Source organism: Bradyrhizobium sp. McL0615 (assembly GCF_049993905.1).
In the GTDB taxonomy this organism is placed as follows: domain Bacteria; phylum Pseudomonadota; class Alphaproteobacteria; order Rhizobiales; family Xanthobacteraceae; genus Bradyrhizobium.
Window position 1 is genome coordinate 7272738 of the sequence record NZ_CP188254.1, and the last position, 17914, is coordinate 7290651.

At 63.5% G+C, this 17914-nt stretch carries 18 protein-coding genes; 2 read left to right on the top strand and 16 right to left on the bottom strand.

Features of this window, described 5'->3' with window-relative positions; all coding sequences use genetic code 11:
- Positions 1-2: 2 nt before the first annotated feature.
- The 6 genes from ACPPVP_RS34975 to miaA form a co-directional block, all read right to left on the bottom strand.
- Positions 3-878 (bottom strand): EamA family transporter, encoded by an 876-nt coding sequence (locus tag ACPPVP_RS34975; RefSeq protein ID WP_426528106.1) that lies wholly within the window; start codon positions 876-878, stop codon positions 3-5.
- A gap of 36 nt (positions 879-914) precedes the next feature.
- Entirely contained in the window at positions 915-1610 is a 696-nt protein-coding gene (locus ACPPVP_RS34980; RefSeq protein ID WP_426528107.1) for a class I SAM-dependent methyltransferase, read from the bottom strand.
- Between the two features lie 3 nt (positions 1611-1613).
- A complete protein-coding gene (gene ilvN / locus ACPPVP_RS34985) occupies positions 1614-2156 on the bottom strand; it encodes an acetolactate synthase small subunit (RefSeq protein ID WP_426528108.1) in 543 nt (180 codons plus the stop codon).
- Between the two features lie 25 nt (positions 2157-2181).
- Entirely contained in the window at positions 2182-3168 is a 987-nt protein-coding gene (locus ACPPVP_RS34990) for a threonine dehydratase (protein WP_426528109.1), read from the bottom strand.
- A 144-nt stretch (positions 3169-3312) separates the two neighbouring features.
- The gene (locus tag ACPPVP_RS34995) at positions 3313-5088 is read right to left on the bottom strand and encodes an acetolactate synthase 3 large subunit (protein WP_426528110.1); all 1776 of its coding nucleotides are present in this window, start codon (positions 5086-5088) and stop codon (positions 3313-3315) included.
- Positions 5089-5492: 404 nt separating this feature from the next.
- The gene (gene miaA / locus ACPPVP_RS35000; protein WP_426528111.1) at positions 5493-6422 is read right to left on the bottom strand and encodes a tRNA (adenosine(37)-N6)-dimethylallyltransferase MiaA; all 930 of its coding nucleotides are present in this window, start codon (positions 6420-6422) and stop codon (positions 5493-5495) included.
- Here miaA and serB point away from each other — a divergent pair.
- Together serB and ACPPVP_RS35010 are read left to right on the top strand one after the other, a co-directional pair.
- Complete coding sequence (serB, locus tag ACPPVP_RS35005; RefSeq protein WP_426528112.1) at positions 6421-7323, top strand: phosphoserine phosphatase SerB; 903 nt, start codon at positions 6421-6423, stop codon at positions 7321-7323. The two genes, miaA and serB, sit on opposite strands and share 2 nt — an antisense overlap.
- Positions 7324-7422: 99 nt before the next feature.
- Positions 7423-8325, top strand: a complete 903-nt coding sequence (locus ACPPVP_RS35010; protein WP_426528113.1) for a restriction endonuclease — start codon at positions 7423-7425, stop codon at positions 8323-8325.
- Between the two features lie 150 nt (positions 8326-8475).
- Here the strand turns inward: ACPPVP_RS35010 and ACPPVP_RS35015 are convergent, their stop codons facing one another.
- The 10 genes from ACPPVP_RS35015 to ACPPVP_RS35060 all read right to left on the bottom strand — a co-directional run bounded on the left by ACPPVP_RS35015 (position 8476) and on the right by ACPPVP_RS35060 (position 17904).
- A complete protein-coding gene (locus ACPPVP_RS35015) occupies positions 8476-9987 on the bottom strand; it encodes a Do family serine endopeptidase (protein WP_426528114.1) in 1512 nt (503 codons plus the stop codon).
- Positions 9988-10267: 280 nt separating this feature from the next.
- Entirely contained in the window at positions 10268-10468 is a 201-nt protein-coding gene (locus ACPPVP_RS35020) for a DUF2065 domain-containing protein (RefSeq protein WP_426528115.1), read from the bottom strand.
- A gap of 112 nt (positions 10469-10580) precedes the next feature.
- Positions 10581-11480: a protease modulator HflC gene (hflC, locus tag ACPPVP_RS35025; RefSeq protein ID WP_426528116.1), complete on the bottom strand. Its 900-nt coding sequence runs from the start codon at positions 11478-11480 to the stop codon at positions 10581-10583.
- Positions 11477-12616, bottom strand: coding sequence for an FtsH protease activity modulator HflK (hflK, locus tag ACPPVP_RS35030; RefSeq protein WP_426528117.1), 1140 nt, complete (start codon positions 12614-12616; stop codon positions 11477-11479). Before hflK ends, hflC begins: the two co-directional genes overlap by 4 nt.
- A 173-nt stretch (positions 12617-12789) precedes the next feature.
- Positions 12790-13302 (bottom strand): dihydrofolate reductase, encoded by a 513-nt coding sequence (locus tag ACPPVP_RS35035; protein ID WP_426528118.1) that lies wholly within the window; start codon positions 13300-13302, stop codon positions 12790-12792.
- Entirely contained in the window at positions 13302-13787 is a 486-nt protein-coding gene (locus ACPPVP_RS35040; protein WP_426528119.1) for an N-acetyltransferase family protein, read from the bottom strand. The genes ACPPVP_RS35035 and ACPPVP_RS35040 overlap by 1 nt, the downstream gene beginning before the upstream one ends.
- A 22-nt stretch (positions 13788-13809) precedes the next feature.
- Positions 13810-14604 carry a thymidylate synthase gene (locus ACPPVP_RS35045; protein WP_426528120.1) on the bottom strand — a complete coding sequence of 265 codons (795 nt, stop codon included), beginning with the start codon at positions 14602-14604 and terminating at the stop codon, positions 13810-13812.
- 173 nt (positions 14605-14777) lie between these two features.
- On the bottom strand, positions 14778-15761 hold the full coding sequence (locus tag ACPPVP_RS35050; protein WP_426528121.1) for a tripartite tricarboxylate transporter substrate binding protein BugD: 984 nt from the start codon (positions 15759-15761) through the stop codon (positions 14778-14780).
- A 117-nt stretch (positions 15762-15878) separates the two neighbouring features.
- On the bottom strand, positions 15879-17396 hold the full coding sequence (locus ACPPVP_RS35055; protein ID WP_426528122.1) for a tripartite tricarboxylate transporter permease: 1518 nt from the start codon (positions 17394-17396) through the stop codon (positions 15879-15881).
- 7 nt (positions 17397-17403) lie between these two features.
- On the bottom strand, positions 17404-17904 hold the full coding sequence (locus tag ACPPVP_RS35060; RefSeq protein ID WP_426528123.1) for a tripartite tricarboxylate transporter TctB family protein: 501 nt from the start codon (positions 17902-17904) through the stop codon (positions 17404-17406).
- Positions 17905-17914 lie beyond the last annotated feature (10 nt).

Genomic DNA, 17914 nt, shown 5'->3' on the forward strand with positions numbered 1-17914 from the left:
GCTCACGCGATTTTCGGCAGGGCTTGTGGACGCTTCGACAGCAGCATCACGGCGATGCCGCCGACGACCGTGATCATGCCGGCCAGCCGCAGCGGCCCGAACTTCTCGCCGAACACGATACTCGATGCGGCGGAACCGACGAACGGCACCAGCAGCGCGAACGGCACCACCTGCGCGGCCGGGTAATCCCGCAGCAACCTCCCCCACAGCCAGTAGGCGATGCTGGTGGAGACCGCGCCGAGACCGATCATGCAGATCAGGCCGGTCAGCGACATATGGGTCAGCGCATGCCAGGTCGGCTGCGGGCCGTTGCTGACCAGCGTCAGTGCAAGCAACGGGACCGCCGCGACCAGGCACAGCCACGCGAACAGGTCGAACATCGGCGCGTCAGGCGCGCGCCGGAGCAAAAGATTGCCGGCCGCGAAGCTGAGCGGCGAAATCATCAAGATCGCAAACGCAGCGACGCTGAAATCGTAGCCGACGGTGCCGCAGATCATCAGCAGGCCGACGGTGGCGATAGCGATGCCCACCGTCTGCCACGCGCCCGGCCGCTCGCCGAACAGCAGCGCCGCAAAGCCGATGGTGAACAGCGCCTGGCTCTGCACGATCACGCTGGAAAGGCCGACGGGAACGCCATGCGCAATGGCGAAGGCCTGGGAGAGAAATTGGCCGAGGAACAGCGTGAAGCTGATCGAGGCCAGCACGCCCCATGAAACCTTCGGCCGCGCCACGAACAGGCAGGGCAAGGCGGCGACGGAAAAGCGCAGCGTCGTCATCAGTTCCGGCGAAAATTCGTTCAGCGCAATGCGGCTCGCCACGAAGGCAAGGCCCCAGATCACCGCTACCAGCACGGCGATGCAGACATCGGCCGGTTTCATTTTTGGCTCTGTTGTTTTTTGGCTCTGTCGGTTTTTTTAGCTCTGCTGGTCCGGCTTCGGCTTGCGCAGGAGGTAGGTGCCGTGCAGCGGCGCGTGATAATCGACCGATTGCAGCGTGAAGCCGACATCGGTCAGCATGCGCTCGATCACCCAGCCGAAGGTCGAGTATTCGTCGCGCATGTGGGTGACGACGCCCTCGCGCTGGAAATCGTGGTTCTTGATGGTGAAATCGGCCCACTGCTCGACATCGCGCTCGGTGCCGTCGGGCATGCTGACGAACACGATGTCACGCAAGTAGAAATTGGCGCCGGGCTTCAGCGCGGCATAGATTCGCGCCAGCGCCACCGCCTTCCAGAAGTCCGGCAAATGATGCAGCGTGAATTCGCTGACGATCAGGTCGTAGGAATTCGGCTGATAGGCGAAGCTCAGCATGCCGGCGGGCTGGGTGCGGATCGCCACCTTGCGGTCGCGGGCCTGGATGTTGGCGAGCGCCAGCATCGCCGGCGAGATGTCGATCGCATCGACCTCGGCGCCCATCAACGCGGCCTCGCAGGCCAGCACGCCGTTGCCGCAACCGATATCGGCGACCCGCCAGCCTTTCTGCACGCCGAGCATGGTCAGCGCTGCGCGGGCGCGGAGGTCACTGTCGTCATGCCGGTCATAGATCGAGGCGACCGCGGAATCGAGGCCGAGCTGCCGCCGTTGATTGTAATACCAGTCCCGCGCCAGCATGTTTCACATCCCCTCTGGCCCGCGCCCGATCGCGGCAACGCCGGTGCGCGACACTTCGACAAGGCCGAGCGGGCGCATCAGGTCGATAAATTGATTGATCTTGGAAGTATTGCCTGTGATCTCGAACACAAAACTCTCGGTGGTGGCGTCGATGACGCGGGCGCGGAACGCATCCGCCAGCCGCAGCGCCTCGACCCGGTTGTCGCCGCCGCCGCGCACTTTCACCATGGCGAGTTCCCGCTCGATCGAGCGGCCGGTGATCGTCATGTCGACAACGCGGTACACCGGCACCATGCGATCCAGCTGGTGCTTGATCTGCTCGATCACCATCGGCGTGCCGGTCGTGACGATGGTGATACGCGAGAGATGTTTCTGGCTCTCGGTTTCAGAGACGGTGAGGCTCTCGATGTTATAGCCGCGGCCGGAGAACAGCCCGATCACGCGCGCGAGCACGCCCGGCTCGTTCTGCACCAGGACCGAGAGCGTGTGCGTCTCGTTGGGATCGTGGCGCTCTTCCAGGAAGTAGGCGGATGCGGGCTGGTTCATTGTCGTCCCCTTAAATGTCCTCTCGTCACGCCATCGCCCGTTGGGCGGTGGCCGTGATGTCCGTCCCGATCCATTTTCGGAACAGATCGAAATCGATATTGCCACCGGACAAGATCAGGCCGACGCGCTTGCCGGCGAGCTTTGCCTTCTCCTGCAGCGCCGCGGCCAGCGGGGCTGCGCCCGCGCCTTCGGCAAGATTGTGCGTGTCAGTCCAGTAGGCGCGAACGGCCGCGGCGACTTCGTCGTCCGTGACCTGCACGATACGCGAGGCGCCCTTGCGAATGATCGCTAGCGCCTCGGGAACGGGAACGCGGGTGGCCATGCCGTCGGCCAGCGTGTTGCTGGTCTCGGTGGTCACGACCGTGCCGGCCGCAAACGACAGCGCATAAGACGGCGCTTCGGTCGACTGCACGCCGACGATTTCGGTGCTTCGGCCGAGCAGATCGCGCGCCATGATGCAGCCGCAGATTCCCGAACCCTGCCCGATCGGCACATAGAGCACGTCGAGACCAGGCGCCGCGCGCAGCAACTCGAGCGCATAGGTCGCGACGCCGAGCACGAGGTCGGGATGGAACGACGGCACCATGTGAAGCCCGTCGAACTGAGCGCGACGCTGGGCTTCTTCGGCTGCCGCCTGAAAGTCCTCGCCATGCTCGACCAGCTCGGCGCCGAACGCGCGCATGGCGAGGTTCTTCTCGACCGAATTGCCCCGCGGCACATAGATCACCGCGCGAACGCCATGACGGCCGGCGGCGAAGGCAAGGCTCTGCCCGTGATTGCCGCGCGTGGCGGAAATGATCCCGGGCGCATTCGGCCGCTCCTGCTTCAGCCGATCGAGATAGACCACGCCGCCGCGCACCTTGAAGGCGCCGATCGGCGTGTGGTTCTCATGCTTGACCACGACGTGCGTCCCCAGCCGCTGGCCAAGCAGCGGCCAAACATGCGCTGGCGTCGGCGGCACCGCCTGCCCCACGATTTCGTGCGCGCGTTCAAGGTCCGCGAGATCAAACACTTCTCGATCCTCTTACATGCTCGTCATCCCCGCGAAGGCGGGGATCCAGTATTCCAGAGACGCCCGAGCACAGCCGAGACGCCGCGGCGTACTGGATCGCCCGGTCAAGCCGGGCGATGACAGCGGAATATGTGGCTGGCGTCCTCACACCAGCGCCTTGCCGCCGGCAAACGCCGCCGCGGTGGCTTCGTCGGTGGCTTCCGCCGGCAGCAGCATTTCGTTATGCGCCTTGCCGGACGGAATCATCGGGAAACAGTTTTCGAGCGCCGCAACGCGGCAATCGAACAGCACCGGGCGCTTGACCTTGATCATCTCCTTGAGCGCCCCGTCGAGATCGCCGGGCTTGATCGCCTGCAGGCCGACGCAACCAAACGCGTCCGCGAGCTTGACGAAATCCGGCAGCGCCTCGGAGTAGGAATGCGACAGCCGGTTGCCGTGCAGGAGCTGCTGCCACTGCCGCACCATGCCCATGTACTGGTTGTTCAGGATGAAGATCTTGATCGGCAGCTCATACTGAACGGCGGTCGACATCTCCTGCATCGTCATCTGCACCGAGGCGTCGCCGGCGATATCGATCACGAGGCTGTCGCGATGCGCGACCTGCACGCCGAGCGCGGCCGGCAGGCCGTAACCCATGGTACCGAGACCGCCCGACGTCATCCAGCGGTGCGGCTCCTCGAACCCGAAGAACTGCGCCGCCCACATCTGGTGCTGGCCGACTTCGGTCGTGATGTAGGTGTCATGGCCGCGCGTCGCCGCGAACAGGCGTTCGATGGCGTATTGCGGCAGGATGATATCGCTGTTCTTCTTGTAGGCGAGCGAATTGCGCGCGCGCCATTTTGCGATCTCCTGCCACCAGGCCTTGATGTCGGGCTTTTTCGCTTCCGCCTTGAACACCTGCAGCAAATCGCCGAGCACGTTGCCGGCATCGCCGATGATCGGCACGTCGACATGGATGTTTTTGTTGATCGAGGACGGATCGATGTCGATGTGGATCTTCTTGGAGCCCGGCGAGAACGCATCGACACGCCCGGTGATACGGTCGTCGAAACGCGCGCCGACGCACAGCATGACGTCGCAATCATGCATCGCCATGTTGGCCTCGTAGGTGCCGTGCATGCCCAGCATGCCGAGCCAGTTCTTGCCGGTGGCCGGATAGGCGCCGAGGCCCATCAGGGTCGAGGTGATCGGGAATCCCGTGACCTCGACCAGCTCGCGCAGCAGTTTTGACGCCTCGGGTCCGGCATTGATGACGCCACCGCCGGAATAGATCACCGGCCGCTTGGCGGATGCCAGCAGCGCCACGGCCTTGCGAATCTGCGTCGCATCGCCCTTCACCCGCGGCGTGTAGGAAACGTGCACGTCGTCCCGGCGCGGCGGATGATAGGTGCCGGTTGCAAACTGCACGTCCTTGGGCACGTCGACCAGCACGGGTCCCGGACGGCCCGTGGTCGCGACGTAGAACGCCTCGTGCAGCACTTTTGCGAGATCGTTGACGTCGCGCACCAGCCAGTTGTGCTTGGTGCAGGGGCGCGTGATGCCGACGGTGTCGCATTCCTGGAACGCGTCATTGCCGATCAGATGCGTGGGGACTTGCCCCGTGATGCAGACCAGCGGAATCGAATCCATCAGCGCGTCCGTCAGCGGCGTCACCATGTTGGTGGCGCCGGGGCCCGACGTCACCAGCACCACGCCGGGCTTGCCGGTCGAGCGCGCATAGCCTTCGGCCGCATGGCCGGCGCCCTGCTCGTGCCGCACCAGGATGTGCTCGACGTCGCTCTGCTGGAAAATCTCGTCATAGATCGGAAGCACCGCGCCGCCGGGATAGCCGAACAGATGCTGGACGCCATGATCGATGAGCGCGCGCACAATCATCGCGGCGCCGGTCATCTGGTTTGGATCGTGGCTGTTGTCGGTCATGGTCTGCTCCGGATGCGCTGCTGGCGCGGCTTTCTTCGATTTAAGGGAATAAAAAAAGGGCCCGAGAGGCCCCATGCACACCGCCCGATTTTGGATGGCCTCAGCCACCCCCGGCGGTGCGCCTGGGTACGACTACGATAAGGAGTTTGGTAATAATGTTGCGCATTTTACGACTCGAACTTCCCAAAGGTTGCGCGGTTATACCGCCCGGCCCCCGGAAGTCAAGGGAAGGACGCCGTTAGCGCGATTTCGGCAGTGTAACCGTGTTCCGGCGGTTCGGCGAGTGGGATTTTTACGCGCGCAGGCATGCAACGGGCGGCCGACGCCCTTCGTAGCCCGGATGAGGGCAGCGGCATCCGGGGCCGGTGTTTGGGGAATCCCGGATATCGCTGCGCTCATCCGGGCTACGGAAGACGGGCCTCCAGCCACCCCCTCGCAGCCTCCGGAGCCACCCACTCGAACTCCGGTAGCTGGTGCCGGAACCAGGTGAATTGCCGCTTGGCGTAATGGCGGGTGTCGGCGCGTCCGGTTTCGGCGGCCTGCTCGCGCGTGATCTCGCCGCCGAGGTAGCGGATCAGGGCCGGTACGCCGTGGGCCTTCATCGCCGGCAGCAGGGGATCGAGCTTTCGCGCGGCCAGCGCGGCGACTTCCTCCAGCGCACCCGATGCAAGCATCGTATCGAACCGCGCATCGATCCGCGCGTAAAGCTGATCGCGTTCAGGCGAAAGGAACAGGGCGGTGAAGTCGCTCCGAGGCAGCAGCGGCGGCAGACCCTCGCGATGCCAGTCGGGCAGCGTACGGCCGGTGGCTTCGACGACCTCCAGCGCACGGGCGATCCGCGTACGATCGCGCGGCTTCAGTCGTTCAGCCGAGGCGGGATCGCGTTGCGCCAGCTCGGCATGCAGCGCTTCGACGCCATCGCGTTCCAGCCGGGCGCGCACGGCGTCGCGTATTTCGGGTGGGATCGGCGGCACCGCGGAAAGGCCGCGCGTCAACGCCTTGAAGTACAGGCCGGACCCGCCGATGAAGATCGGCAGACGCCTTTCCGCGCGCGCCTCCGCCAACGCTTTTTCGGCATCCGCCACCCAGGCACCGGCCGAGAAATTGACTGACGCGTCGACATGGCCATAGAGCCGGTGCGGCGCGCGCGCCTCCTCATCCATTGTCGGCCGCGCCGTGATGATGCGGAGGTCGCGATAGACCTGCATGGAATCGGTGTTGATGACGATTCCACCGGTCTTTTGCGCCAATTCGAGCGCCAGGGCCGACTTGCCGCTGGCGGTCGGCCCTGCGATAAGCACGGCCTTGCTCAAATTAAGCGAATTCGCCTGCATGTCCCTCGTCGCCACCCTGATCTGCAACCCGGCCAATCCCGCACTCGACACCACTATCGTCGACGGCGCGATGGCCGTTCTCCCATCGCCCGGCACGGCGCAGTGGCTGTTCGACGAAGTGGCAGTCGACATTCCCTTCGACTATCAGGTCAAGAGCCCGGACGACATCAAGGCGATCGAAACCCGCCTGCAAGCGGCGCGCGGCGACCTGCCGATCGACATTGTCGTGCAGCCAGTCGCGACGCGGCGCAAGAAGCTTTTTCTGGCGGACATGGACTCCACCATGATCGGCCAGGAATGCATCGACGAGTTGGCCGATTTCGCCGGGCTGAAGGCGCATGTCGCCGGGATCACTGAACGGGCGATGCGCGGCGAAATCGAATTCGAGCCGGCGCTGCGCGAGCGCGTCGCGCTGTTGAAGGATCTGCCAGTCAGCGTGGTCGACGAGGTGCTGGCCAAACGCATCACGCCGACGCCGGGCGGCCGCGAGTTGGTCATGACCATGCGTGCCAACGGCGCCTACACCTGCCTGATCTCGGGCGGCTTCACGCTGTTCACCAATGCGGTCGCCGCCATGATCGGCTTCCAGGAAAACCGCGCCAACCAGCTCGGGATCGAGAACGGCAAGCTGACCGGCGAAGTCATCGAGCCGATCGTCGGACGCGCCGCCAAGCTTGCCACCCTGATCGAGCTCATGGAAAGTTTCGACCTCGACGACATCGACACGCTGGTGACCGGCGACGGCGCCAACGATCTCGGCATGATCGAGGCGGCGGGGCTCGGCGTCGCCTATCACGCCAAGCCCGCGGTCGCCGCCGCCGCCGCCGCGCGGATCGACTACGGCGACCTCACCGCGCTGTTGTATGCGCAGGGCTATCGACGCGACGAGTTCGCGGACTAATTGAAATTGGTTCGTTGCTCACGCCAGCAACGTGAACCTATTGCGACGCTGAGCAACCTTAAGTAGCCTGCATAAGAAGTAGCATCTTAAGGGGTCGCAATGAGCCAACCTAAGACGGTTGATCGTGGCGTTTCATTCATAAAATTCGTGCTTGGACTCTTAAGGGCTCACCCGGACGGCATGCGCCCACGTGACATCTACGCGGAGATCCAATCAAAGCTGCCCTTGGATGATTTCGACAAGGAAACGATGAAGGGATCGGGACTGCCCCGGTGGCGGGCCACCCTGCATTTCCATTCCGTTGCAGCGACGAAAGCTGTGTTGCTCGTCAAATCAGACGGACGATGGCGGGTAACGGACGAGGGTCAGAAGTTCGTGACCCGACCGGATTACGAACTCAAGCGGCTGATGAGGTCCCGCTACCGGGAATGGCGTTGGAGTCATCAGAAGGCAAAGACAGACGCCAGCATTGCAAACGCTGTCGACGAAACGGCGCCACTCGACACTTCCGTTTTGTTCGAAGATGCCAAGGAGAAGGCCCGCGACGAAATCGACACCTATCTCGACACCCTCTCGGGCTACGAATTCCAGAACCTCGTGGCGGCCCTACTGGAAGGGATGGGATACGCCACAAGCACGGTTTCGAAACCCGGCTCCGATGGCGGGACCGATATCCTCGCCTATATCGATCCGCTGGGCGCGCAGACGCCGCATATTCGGGTTCAGGTCAAGCATCGAGACCAGACCGCATCGCGCGAAGATGTTGCAGCACTTCGAGGCATCATCCGGGGCGATCGGGAAATCGGCCTGTTTGTTTCTTCAGGCGGCTTCTCAAGGGAAGCGCGCCGCGAAGCGGGCCATGGCGCCGTTCACATCGACCTGGTCGATCTCGACCGTTTTCTCGAACTTTGGCTGCAGCACTACAGCAAGATACCTGAAGTCAAGCGGTCGAAGCTTCGCCTCGAGCCGATCCACTTCCTGGCCGTGGTCTCACTCACGTAAGGTGTTGGCGCGCAACAGTCATCACCCGCGAAGGCGGGTGATCCAGTATTCCAGAGACGTTAGCGATAGAACCGAAGGCCCGGCGTACTGGATACTCCGCCTTCGCGGAGTATGACAGCCGATGTGTGATGGCGCGACCTACTTCATCTCCTACTGCACGCTCAGCGCGACAAACCGCAATTCGCCATCGCCGTTCGAGACCAGCAGCAGGACCGACTTCTTGCCGTCCTTCTTGAGCTGATCGACGCGCTTCTTGATGTCGGCCGCATTGGTGACCGCTTCCTGCGCCACCTCGACGATGACGTCGCCGGCGGAGAGTCGCTTTTCGGCGGCGTCGGAGTTGCCGTCAACACCGGTGACGATCACGCCCTTGACGCTGTCCTTGATCTTGTACTTCGTGCGCAGGTCCTTGCTCAGCGCGGCGAGATCGAGGCCGAGCGCCTTCTGCGTCACCGGCTTTTCGGCGGGGTCTTCCTTGGTCTTGGCGGCGGCCTGCTGCACCTTTTCAGTATCCTCAAGGCGGCCGAGCGTGACCTTGCGGCTTTCCTCCTTGCCCTTGCGGATGATGACCACGTCGACTTCCTTGCCGACCGCGGTGTCGGCGACGACGCGCGACAGATCCTTCGGGTCCTTGACGTCCTTGCCGTCGAACTTGACGACGACGTCGCCGGGCTCGATGCCGGCGGGCTTGGCCGGCCCCTTGTCGTCGACGCCGGCAACCAGCGCACCGCGCGCAGGCTTGATGTTCAGGCTTTCAGCGATCTCGTCGGTGACCTGCTGGATCCGAACGCCAAGCCAGCCGCGGCGCAGTTCGCCGAACTGCCGGAGCTGATCGACGACGCCCGCCACCGTCTTCGACGGCACCGCGAAGCCGAGGCCGATCGAACCGCCGGTCGGCGAAATGATCAGCGTGTTGACACCGACCACCTCGCCTTCGAGATTGAACAGCGGTCCGCCGGAATTGCCGCGGTTGATGGAGGCGTCGGTCTGGATGTAGTTGTCGTATGGTCCCTGGCTGATGTCGCGGTTGCGCGCCGACACGATGCCGGCCGTGACCGAGCCGCCGAGGCTGAACGGGTTGCCGATCGCGATCACCCATTCGCCGAGCCGCAGCTTGTCGGAATCGCCGAACTTCACCGCGACCAGCGGCTTCACCGGCTTGAACTTCAGCACCGCAATGTCGGTCTTCTTGTCGACGCCGACCAGCTCGGCCTTGATCTTGGTGCCGTCGTTCATGATCACGTTGATTTCGTCGGCATCCGCGATGACGTGATTGTTGGTGACGACGACGCCTGAGGCATCGATGATGAAACCGGAACCCAGCGAATTGGTTTTGCGCGGCGTCGGCATCTCACCGCTCTTGTCGCCGCCCTTGGGCGATCCGCCACGGCGGTTCTTGAAGAAGTCGTCGAAGAACTCCTCGAACGGCGAGCCCGGCGGCAATTGCGGCATCGCTTCCCTGCCACCGCCGCCCTTGGCCTCCACCGTCTGCGAGGTCGAGATATTGACGACGGAATCGATCACCTTCTCGGCGATGTCGGCGATGCCGTCCGGACCGCGCGCACTGGCCGGCACCGAGGCCAGCAAGCTGGCGGCACTGAGCGAGATCGCAATCCCCATCAGGCGCAGGCGGCGGCTCAAGGCGGGTCTGGCACCGGTCATGTCGGCTTGTCTCCAAAGGGTGGAATTCAGCTGCACAGTGCGCCCGAACGGGTCCGAGGCGCAAGCATCTGCGCCGGTTATTCCGGCGAAAAACCGGCCTCCGGCGGCTCACGATTGCGTTGACGCCACAGCTAGTTGCGGCCGTTAATTGCGATCATTCCGGGGCGCGAATCGAACTACCGTGTGCCGTTGCACACCGGAGAATCTCGGGATTCCCCGATGTGCATTGGCATACCCGAGCTCTGGTTTTTCGGACCATCCTGAAAATGACGGTGAATGCCTACCGTCGCACCAACCAGATCAGCACCAGACCCATGACCGCCGAGACAATGCCGACGATCCGCAGGATATTGTCCGGCGTGGCCAGCGCACTCTTCATCGCCCGGCGCATCCAGGCCGGGCTGGCGGCGAACATCAGGCCTTCGAGCACAAAGAGGATGCCCACACCGATGAGGAAGTCGGTGAACGCTATGGACCTCATCGGATAACAACCCCCCGCTATTCAAGCGCCTTTTGCTTTTATGCCGGCGAAGCGTGCCCAATGTGCAATAGCACATTGGGCTTCGCCGTAACGCGTGTATCCGGCCGGACGTTTACGGCTTCGGCGCCGCGGCCGCCGGCGGATGGCCAGACGGATTTGCGAAGAAGCGGAAGAATTCGGAATCCGGCCGCAACAGGAAGCGGGTGTCGCTGGAACGAAGGCCGGTCTCATAGGCCGCCATCGAGCGGTAGAAGGCGAAGAATTCCGGATCCTTGCCATAGGCCTCGGCGAACAGGCGGTTGCGTTCGGCGTCGCCGACGCCGCGGGTCTGCTCGGCGGTCGAATTGGCATCGGCGATGATGACGGTCGCTTCACGATCGGCCTTGGAGCGGATCTCCTGGGCCTTCTGGCCGCCCTGGGCTCGGAATTCCTGGGCCTCGCGCTCACGTTCGGTCTGCATGCGCTTGTAGACCGCCAGGCTGTTCTGCTCCGGCAGGTCGGCGCGGCGGATACGCACGTCGACCACCTGGATGCCGTACTGATCGGCCTCCCGGTCGAGCTGGTCGCGGATGCGCGTCATCAGGTTCTCGCGTTCGTCGCGCACCACGTTGATGAAGGTGACCTCGCCCAGCACGCGGCGCAGCGACGCGTTCAATAGCGTGGTGAGCTGGATGTTGGCGGCCTGGATCGAGCCGATGCTCTGATAGAAGCGCAGCGGGTTCTTGATCCGGTAGCGGGCGAAGGCGTCGACGACGAGCCGCTTCTGGTCGGAAGCGATGACTTCCTGCGACGGATTTTCCAGATCGAGGATGCGCTTGTCGATACTGATGACGGTGTCGATGAACGGCGCCTTGAAGTTCAGGCCCGGCTCGGACACGACGTCGACCGGCCGGCCGAGCCGGACCACGAGCGCCTGTTCGGTCTGCGACACCGTGAAGATCGAGCTGTAGCCCACGATCACCGCGAACAACAGCAGGACCAGGGTGACAACACCTGCAACTGGAGACCTCATCGCGTTGCTCCCGTCTGCTGCTGGCCAGTCGTCGGCGCCGGACGGCGCGGCGTCAATTCGCTGAGCGGCAGATACGGCACGACGCTCTGTGCGGAGTTGCCGCCGTCATAGACCAGCTTCTCGGACCCGCCGAGAACCTTCTCCATCGTCTCCAGATAAATTCGTTGCCGCGTCACGTCGGGTGCTTTCTTGTATTCATCGTAGACCTTCAGGAAGCGAGAGCTCTGGCCCTTGGCCTCGGCGACCGCCTGTTCCTTGTAACCTTCGGCGGCCTGCAGGATCTGCGCGCCGCGTCCGCGCGCGTCGGGAACGACGCGGTTGGCATAGGTCTGCGCCTCGTTCTGCAGTTGCTCGAGGTTGGCGCGCGCGGCCTGCACGTCGCGGAACGCGTCAATGACCTGCGTGGGCGGGTCGACCTTCTGCATCTGCACCTGCGTGATCTGAACGCCGGAGCCGTATTGATCCAGCGTCTTCTGCATCAGGTCCTGCACGGCCTGCTCGGTCGTGTTGCGGGCGCCGGTGAGGATCGGCTGGATGTTGGAACGGCCGATCACCTCGCGCATCGCGCTTTCGGCCACCGCCTTCACGGTGCCTTCGGGATTTTGGATGTTGAACAGGAAATTGCCGACGCCGTTGGGCTTGATCCGCCACAGCACCGTGAAATCGACGTCGACGATGTTTTCGTCGCCGGTCAGCATCAGGCTTTCTTCCGGAACGTCCCGCATGGTGCGGCCGCGCCGCGCCGGATCGTCGATCAGCGTCATGCCGATCGAGATGGTGGAGACGCGCAGCGCCTTCGGCAGCAGCACGGTTTCGATCGGGTAAGGCAGATGATAGTTCAGGCCGGGGTCAACGGTGCGCACGTGCTTGCCGAAGCGCAGCACGACGCCGAGTTCTTCCGACTGGACGCGGAAGAAACCGGACAATCCCCAGATCGCCAGCGCGCCGACCAGCACCAGCGCGATGCCCATGCCGCTGAAATGTCCGCCCGGCAGAAGCTGTTGCAGCTTGTCCTGGCCGCGCCGCAGAAGGTCCTCCAGATCGGGAGGCCTTGGCCCGACCGATTGCGGACCGCCACCCCACGGTCCCTTGGGACCCTGGCCCCAGGGGCCTCCGCCTTGATTCTTCCACGGCATATAAACTCTCCTCTGCGGGGGCCCGGGTCCGCCGGTTTAGGCAGGATGCCTCAAAGCCTCGCGTATCCGCCCGGCTTTATAGGGGACCGTCAGGCCCCTTACAACGCAAGCTTCCGGCTAGAAGCAGCTATGATTGAAGCCATAATTGTCAATGCAAACATCGGTTAGCGAGGTTAACGCTGTTTGCGCCGACGATATGTCACATAGGAGAAGTCGGCACTGTCGTCGGGACCTGCCGGATTCCGTACCCGCGCCACCTCTTCCCAGGCCGCCGGGTCAATTGCGGCAAGATGCGTGTCGCCCTCGGGCCTGGCGTGCACTTCGGTGATTTCGAGGCGGCCGGCGCTATCCATCCATTGCGCGTAGATCTCGGCGCCGCCGATCACGGCAATCTGAGTGGCGAAACGTCGCAGCGCGTCACCCTGCGCGACCGCGCGGGCATTTTCGAACGACGTCGTGACGACGGCACCGTGGGCTCGGTAGTTCGGATCACGCGTCACGACGATGTTGGTCCGTCCCGGAAGCGGCCGGCGCAGCGATTCGAAGGTCTTGCGTCCCATCACCACCGGCTTGTTCAAGGTGATCGCCTTGAAGCGTTGCTGATCGGATTTCAGGCGCCAGGGAATTGCATTGTCGCGCCCGATCACGCCGTTCTCGGCGACGGCGACGACGAGAACGATTTCCATCACCGCCCTCCTTGCGCGAGTGCCGTCAGCGCCTGACCGCCGACCCGGCAGACCGTCCACTCGTCCATCATCTCAGCGCCGAGCGATTTGTAGAATTCGATCGACGGCGTGTTCCAGTCGAGCACCGACCATTGCAGACGCGACCAGCCGCTCGCCACGCATTGCTTTGCCAGATGCACCAGGAGCGCCTTGCCGATGCCCTTGCCGCGCAGCGCGGGACGGACGAACAGATCTTCCAGATAGATTCCGGAACGGCCGCTAAAGGTGGAGAAATTGACGAACCAGACCGCGAAGCCGACCGGCGCGCCGTCCCATTCGGCGATCTCGCAGAACAATCGCGGATTGGCGCCGAACAGCGCTGCGTCGATGTCAGCCTCCGTCGCCTCCATTTCGTGCTGCAGCTTTTCGTATTCGGCGAGTTCGCGCACAAAAGACAGGACCAGTCCAGCTTCGCCCGGCCGCGCGCGGCGGATCAGAAGGGACATCAGGTACTCACACCGCTGCTGCTCATACGGCCACTGCGGCCTTGATGTGCGGGTGCGGATCGTAGCCTTCGAGCGCGAAGTCCTCGTAACGGAACGCGAAGATATCCTTCACGTCAGGATTGATCTTCATCACCGGCAATGGCCGGGTCGGCCGGGTCAGCTGCAGCCGCGCCTGGTCGAGGTGGTTGACGTAGAGATGCGTGTCGCCGAACGAGTGCACGAAATCGCCCGGCTTCAATCCGGTCACCTGCGCGACCATCATGGTCAGCAGCGAATAGGACGCGATGTTGAAGGGCACGCCGAGGAACACGTCGGCGGAGCGCTGATAGAGCTGGCACGACAGCTTGCCGTTGGCGACATAGAACTGAAACAGGCAGTGACAGGGCGGCAGCGCCATCTTGTCGACATCGGCCGGATTCCAGGCGCTCACGATCAGCCGCCGCGAATCCGGGTTGCGCTTGATCATGTCGATGACGTTGGAAATCTGGTCGATGCTGCGCCCGTCCGGCGCCGGCCAGGAGCGCCATTGCGACCCGTAGACCGGGCCCAGGTCGCCGTTGGCGTCGGCCCATTCATCCCAGATCGAGACGCCATTGTCCTTGAGATATTTGATGTTGGTGTCGCCGGCGAGGAACCACAGCAATTCGTGCACGATCGCCTTCAGCGGCAGCCGCTTGGTGGTCAGCATCGGAAACCCGGCCGACAGGTTGAACCGCATCTGGTGACCGAAGATCGACAGCGTGCCGGTGCCGGTGCGGTCGTGCTTTTCCGCGCCGTCAGAGAGGATACGTTCGAGCAGGTCGTGGTACTGGTTCATGGCTGACGTTTCGGGGCCTTTGGGAGCGGGAATTTAGCGGCCGGGATAGCCGATCGACATGCCGATTCGGCTTCCTGCCGCGATTATACCCCGAAAAATGATCATCCCCGACGCAAACGACAAGGGGCGGAACTTGCGTCCTGCCCCTCGCCTATCCGCTTGATTATTTGGGATTAATTCACCGGCTTGAGCACCGGCGTCCACTTCGCGATTTCGTTCTTCACCAGGGTTCCCAGTGCGGCCGGGGTACGGTCGGCGGGGCCCGGGATGACGCTGCCGAGATCGAGCAGGCGCTTGCGCACACCCTCGTCATCCAGCGCCTTGACGGCCGCTTCGTTCAATTTGGCGACGACGTCCGCCGGCGTTCCCTTCGGCGCGAAGATCGCGTTCCAGGCCTGGGCCTGGAAGGCCGGCAGGCCCGCCTCGGTGGTGGTGGGAACATTAGGCAAGGACGGGTTACGCTCGGCCGTCGCCACCGCATAGGCCTTGATGGTGCCGCCGTTGACCTGCGGCACCGCGTTGACGATCTGGTCGCACATATAGTCGACCTGCCCCGCCACCAGCGCGTTCATCGCGGGTCCGGTGCCGTTGAAGGGAACGCCGACCGGCTTGACCCCGAGCACCGAGTTCAGCAATTCGCATGACACGTTCGAGACCGAGCCGACGCCGGCATGTGCCGCGTTGACCTTGGTTTCGTTCGCTTTCACGTAAGCGACGAATTCCTTGAGGTCCTTCGGCGCGAAATCCTTGCGCGCCAGGATCAGGATCGGCGTGCCGGCGAGCAGCGCGACCGGCTCGAAATTCTTTTCGGGGTGGTAGGCGAGATTGGGATAAAGCGGCACCGATGCCGCATGCGTGCCCATATGGCCTGTGATCAGCGTATAGCCGTCATTGGCGGCCTTCGATGCGCGCGTCGTCGCGGTCGTTCCGCCGGCGCCGACGACGTTCTCGATGATGATGGCTTGACCAAGCGTCTGCGCCATATGGCCGGTGACGATGCGCGCGATGACATCGGTCGGACCGCCGGCCGCGAACGGCACGATCATGGTGATGCTGCGCGTCGGATAGGTCTGTGCCTGCGCCTGAGCAGTAAGCGATGCGAGCCCGGCAAGCGCAGCCAGACAGCCGCTCGCAAGCGAGCGTCCATACCAGTTCATATTGAGTTCCTTCAGCCCTTAAACAAATGCCGGCTCTCCCAAGCCGGCATCTGCAAGTCATATCAGCTCACGCGAAGTGGACCAGACTGCAACCTGCGGCCCACCGCCGCAGGCAGGTCAGTTCTCGGACTCGACGAATACCTCGTCGCGCTTCTTGCGTAGGGACGGCAAGACCGCAAGCACGAGCAGGAACGCCGCGATCGCCATCAGCACCGCCGACAGCGGACGGGTGAGGAACACCGACCAGTCGCCACGCGAGATCAGCAGTGCGCGGCGCAGGTTCTCTTCCATCAACGGCCCCAGCACCATGCCAAGCAGCAACGGCGCCGGCTCGAAATCGTGCTTGATCAGCCAATAGCCGACCAGTCCGAACGCGCCTGCGAGGACGACATCGACCGGCGCGTTGTTCACCGAATAGATGCCGATGGCGCAGAAGATCACGATGCACGGGAACATCAGGCGGTACGGCACGCGCAACAGCCGCACCCAGATGCCGACCAGCGGCAGGTTGATGACCAGCAGCATCAGATTGCCGACCCACATCGAGGCGATCATGCCCCACACCAGTTCCGGCTGCTTCTGCATCACCTGCGGACCCGGAACGATGCCGTGGATCGTCATGGCGCCGACCATCAGCGCCATCACCGCGTTCGGCGGAATGCCGAGCGTCAGCAGCGGAATGAACGAGGTCTGGGCCGCGGCGTTGTTGGCGCTCTCCGGCGCCGCAACGCCTTCGATCGCGCCGCGGCCAAACCGCGACGGATCCTTGGCGATCTTCTTTTCGAGCGTGTAAGCCGCGAACGACGCGATCACGGCGCCGCCGCCCGGCAGAATGCCGAGGATCGATCCAAGCACGGTGCCGCGCAGGATGGCCGGCGCCGAGTCCTTGAGATCCTTTGCCGTCGGCATCAGTCCCGTGACCTTTTGCTGGACCAGTTCGCGATCGCTTTCGCTGCCGGCATCGAGATTGCGGATGATCTCGGCAAAGCCGAACAGGCCCATCGCCACCGTCGCAAAGCCTAGACCGTCGGCCAGTTCCGGAATGTTGAAGGCCATGCGCGAGGCGCCGGTTTCGATGTCGGAGCCGACCATCGAGAGCAGCAGCCCGAACACGATCATCGCAATCGCCTTCAGCACCGATCCCTTGGCGAGCACCACCGCGAAGATCAGGCCGAGCACCATCAGCGAGAAATATTCGGCCGGCCCGAACGCCAGCGCGAGCTTGGTGAGCGGCGCGCCCAGCACGGCAATCAGAACGGTCGCCACGCAACCGGCGAAGAACGATCCGATCGCGGCGATCGCCAGCGCCGGGCCGGCGCGGCCTTGTTTCGCCATCTGGAAGCCGTCGAGCGCCGTCACCACCGACCCGGCTTCACCGGGAATGTTGACCAGGATCGAGGTAGTCGAACCGCCATACTGCGCACCATAATAGATGCCGGCGAGCATGATCAGCGCGCCGACCGGCGGCAGGCCGAACGTGATCGGCAGCAGCATCGCCACCGTGGCGATGGTGCCGATGCCAGGCAGCACGCCGACCAGCGTGCCGACCAGCGCGCCAATCAGGCACAGCCCCAGGTTGATCGGGGTGAAAGCAACGCCGAAACCGAGGGCGAGGTTGGAAAAGAGATCGGCCATTACGCCCTCACTGAATCAGGAAACGCGGAAAGAGCTGCAGCGGCAGCCCGAGTGCGTAGGGGAAAAGCAGGCTGCAGCCGATCGTCAGACAGATGCCGACGATGATGGTTTCCTTCCATCGCGTCTCCGGCGTTCCCATTCCCGCAACCAGGAAGGCGACGAACGCCGAGACGACGAGGCCCAGCGGACGGATAGCCACTGCGAAGACAAGGATCGACAGCGAAACGAAAAACGGCCCCCGCCAATGATATTTCGCAATCTGCGGGCCCTCGAACATGAGACCCATGACCGAAATTCCTGCGCCAAGGAGCAGCAGCAAGATCCCGAACATTCGCGGCGCCGTGCCGGCCCCAAAGGAAAACCCGCGCATGCCCTGCAAATCGCTCGACGCCCAGAGGGCGAAAGCTGCGATCGCCACCAGGGCAAGCCCGCCAACAAAATCCTGCGGGCAACGAATCCATTTCGGCATGATGGAATTAACCGGCCCATGGCTCGGCGTATCACTCATCGATCTCTCT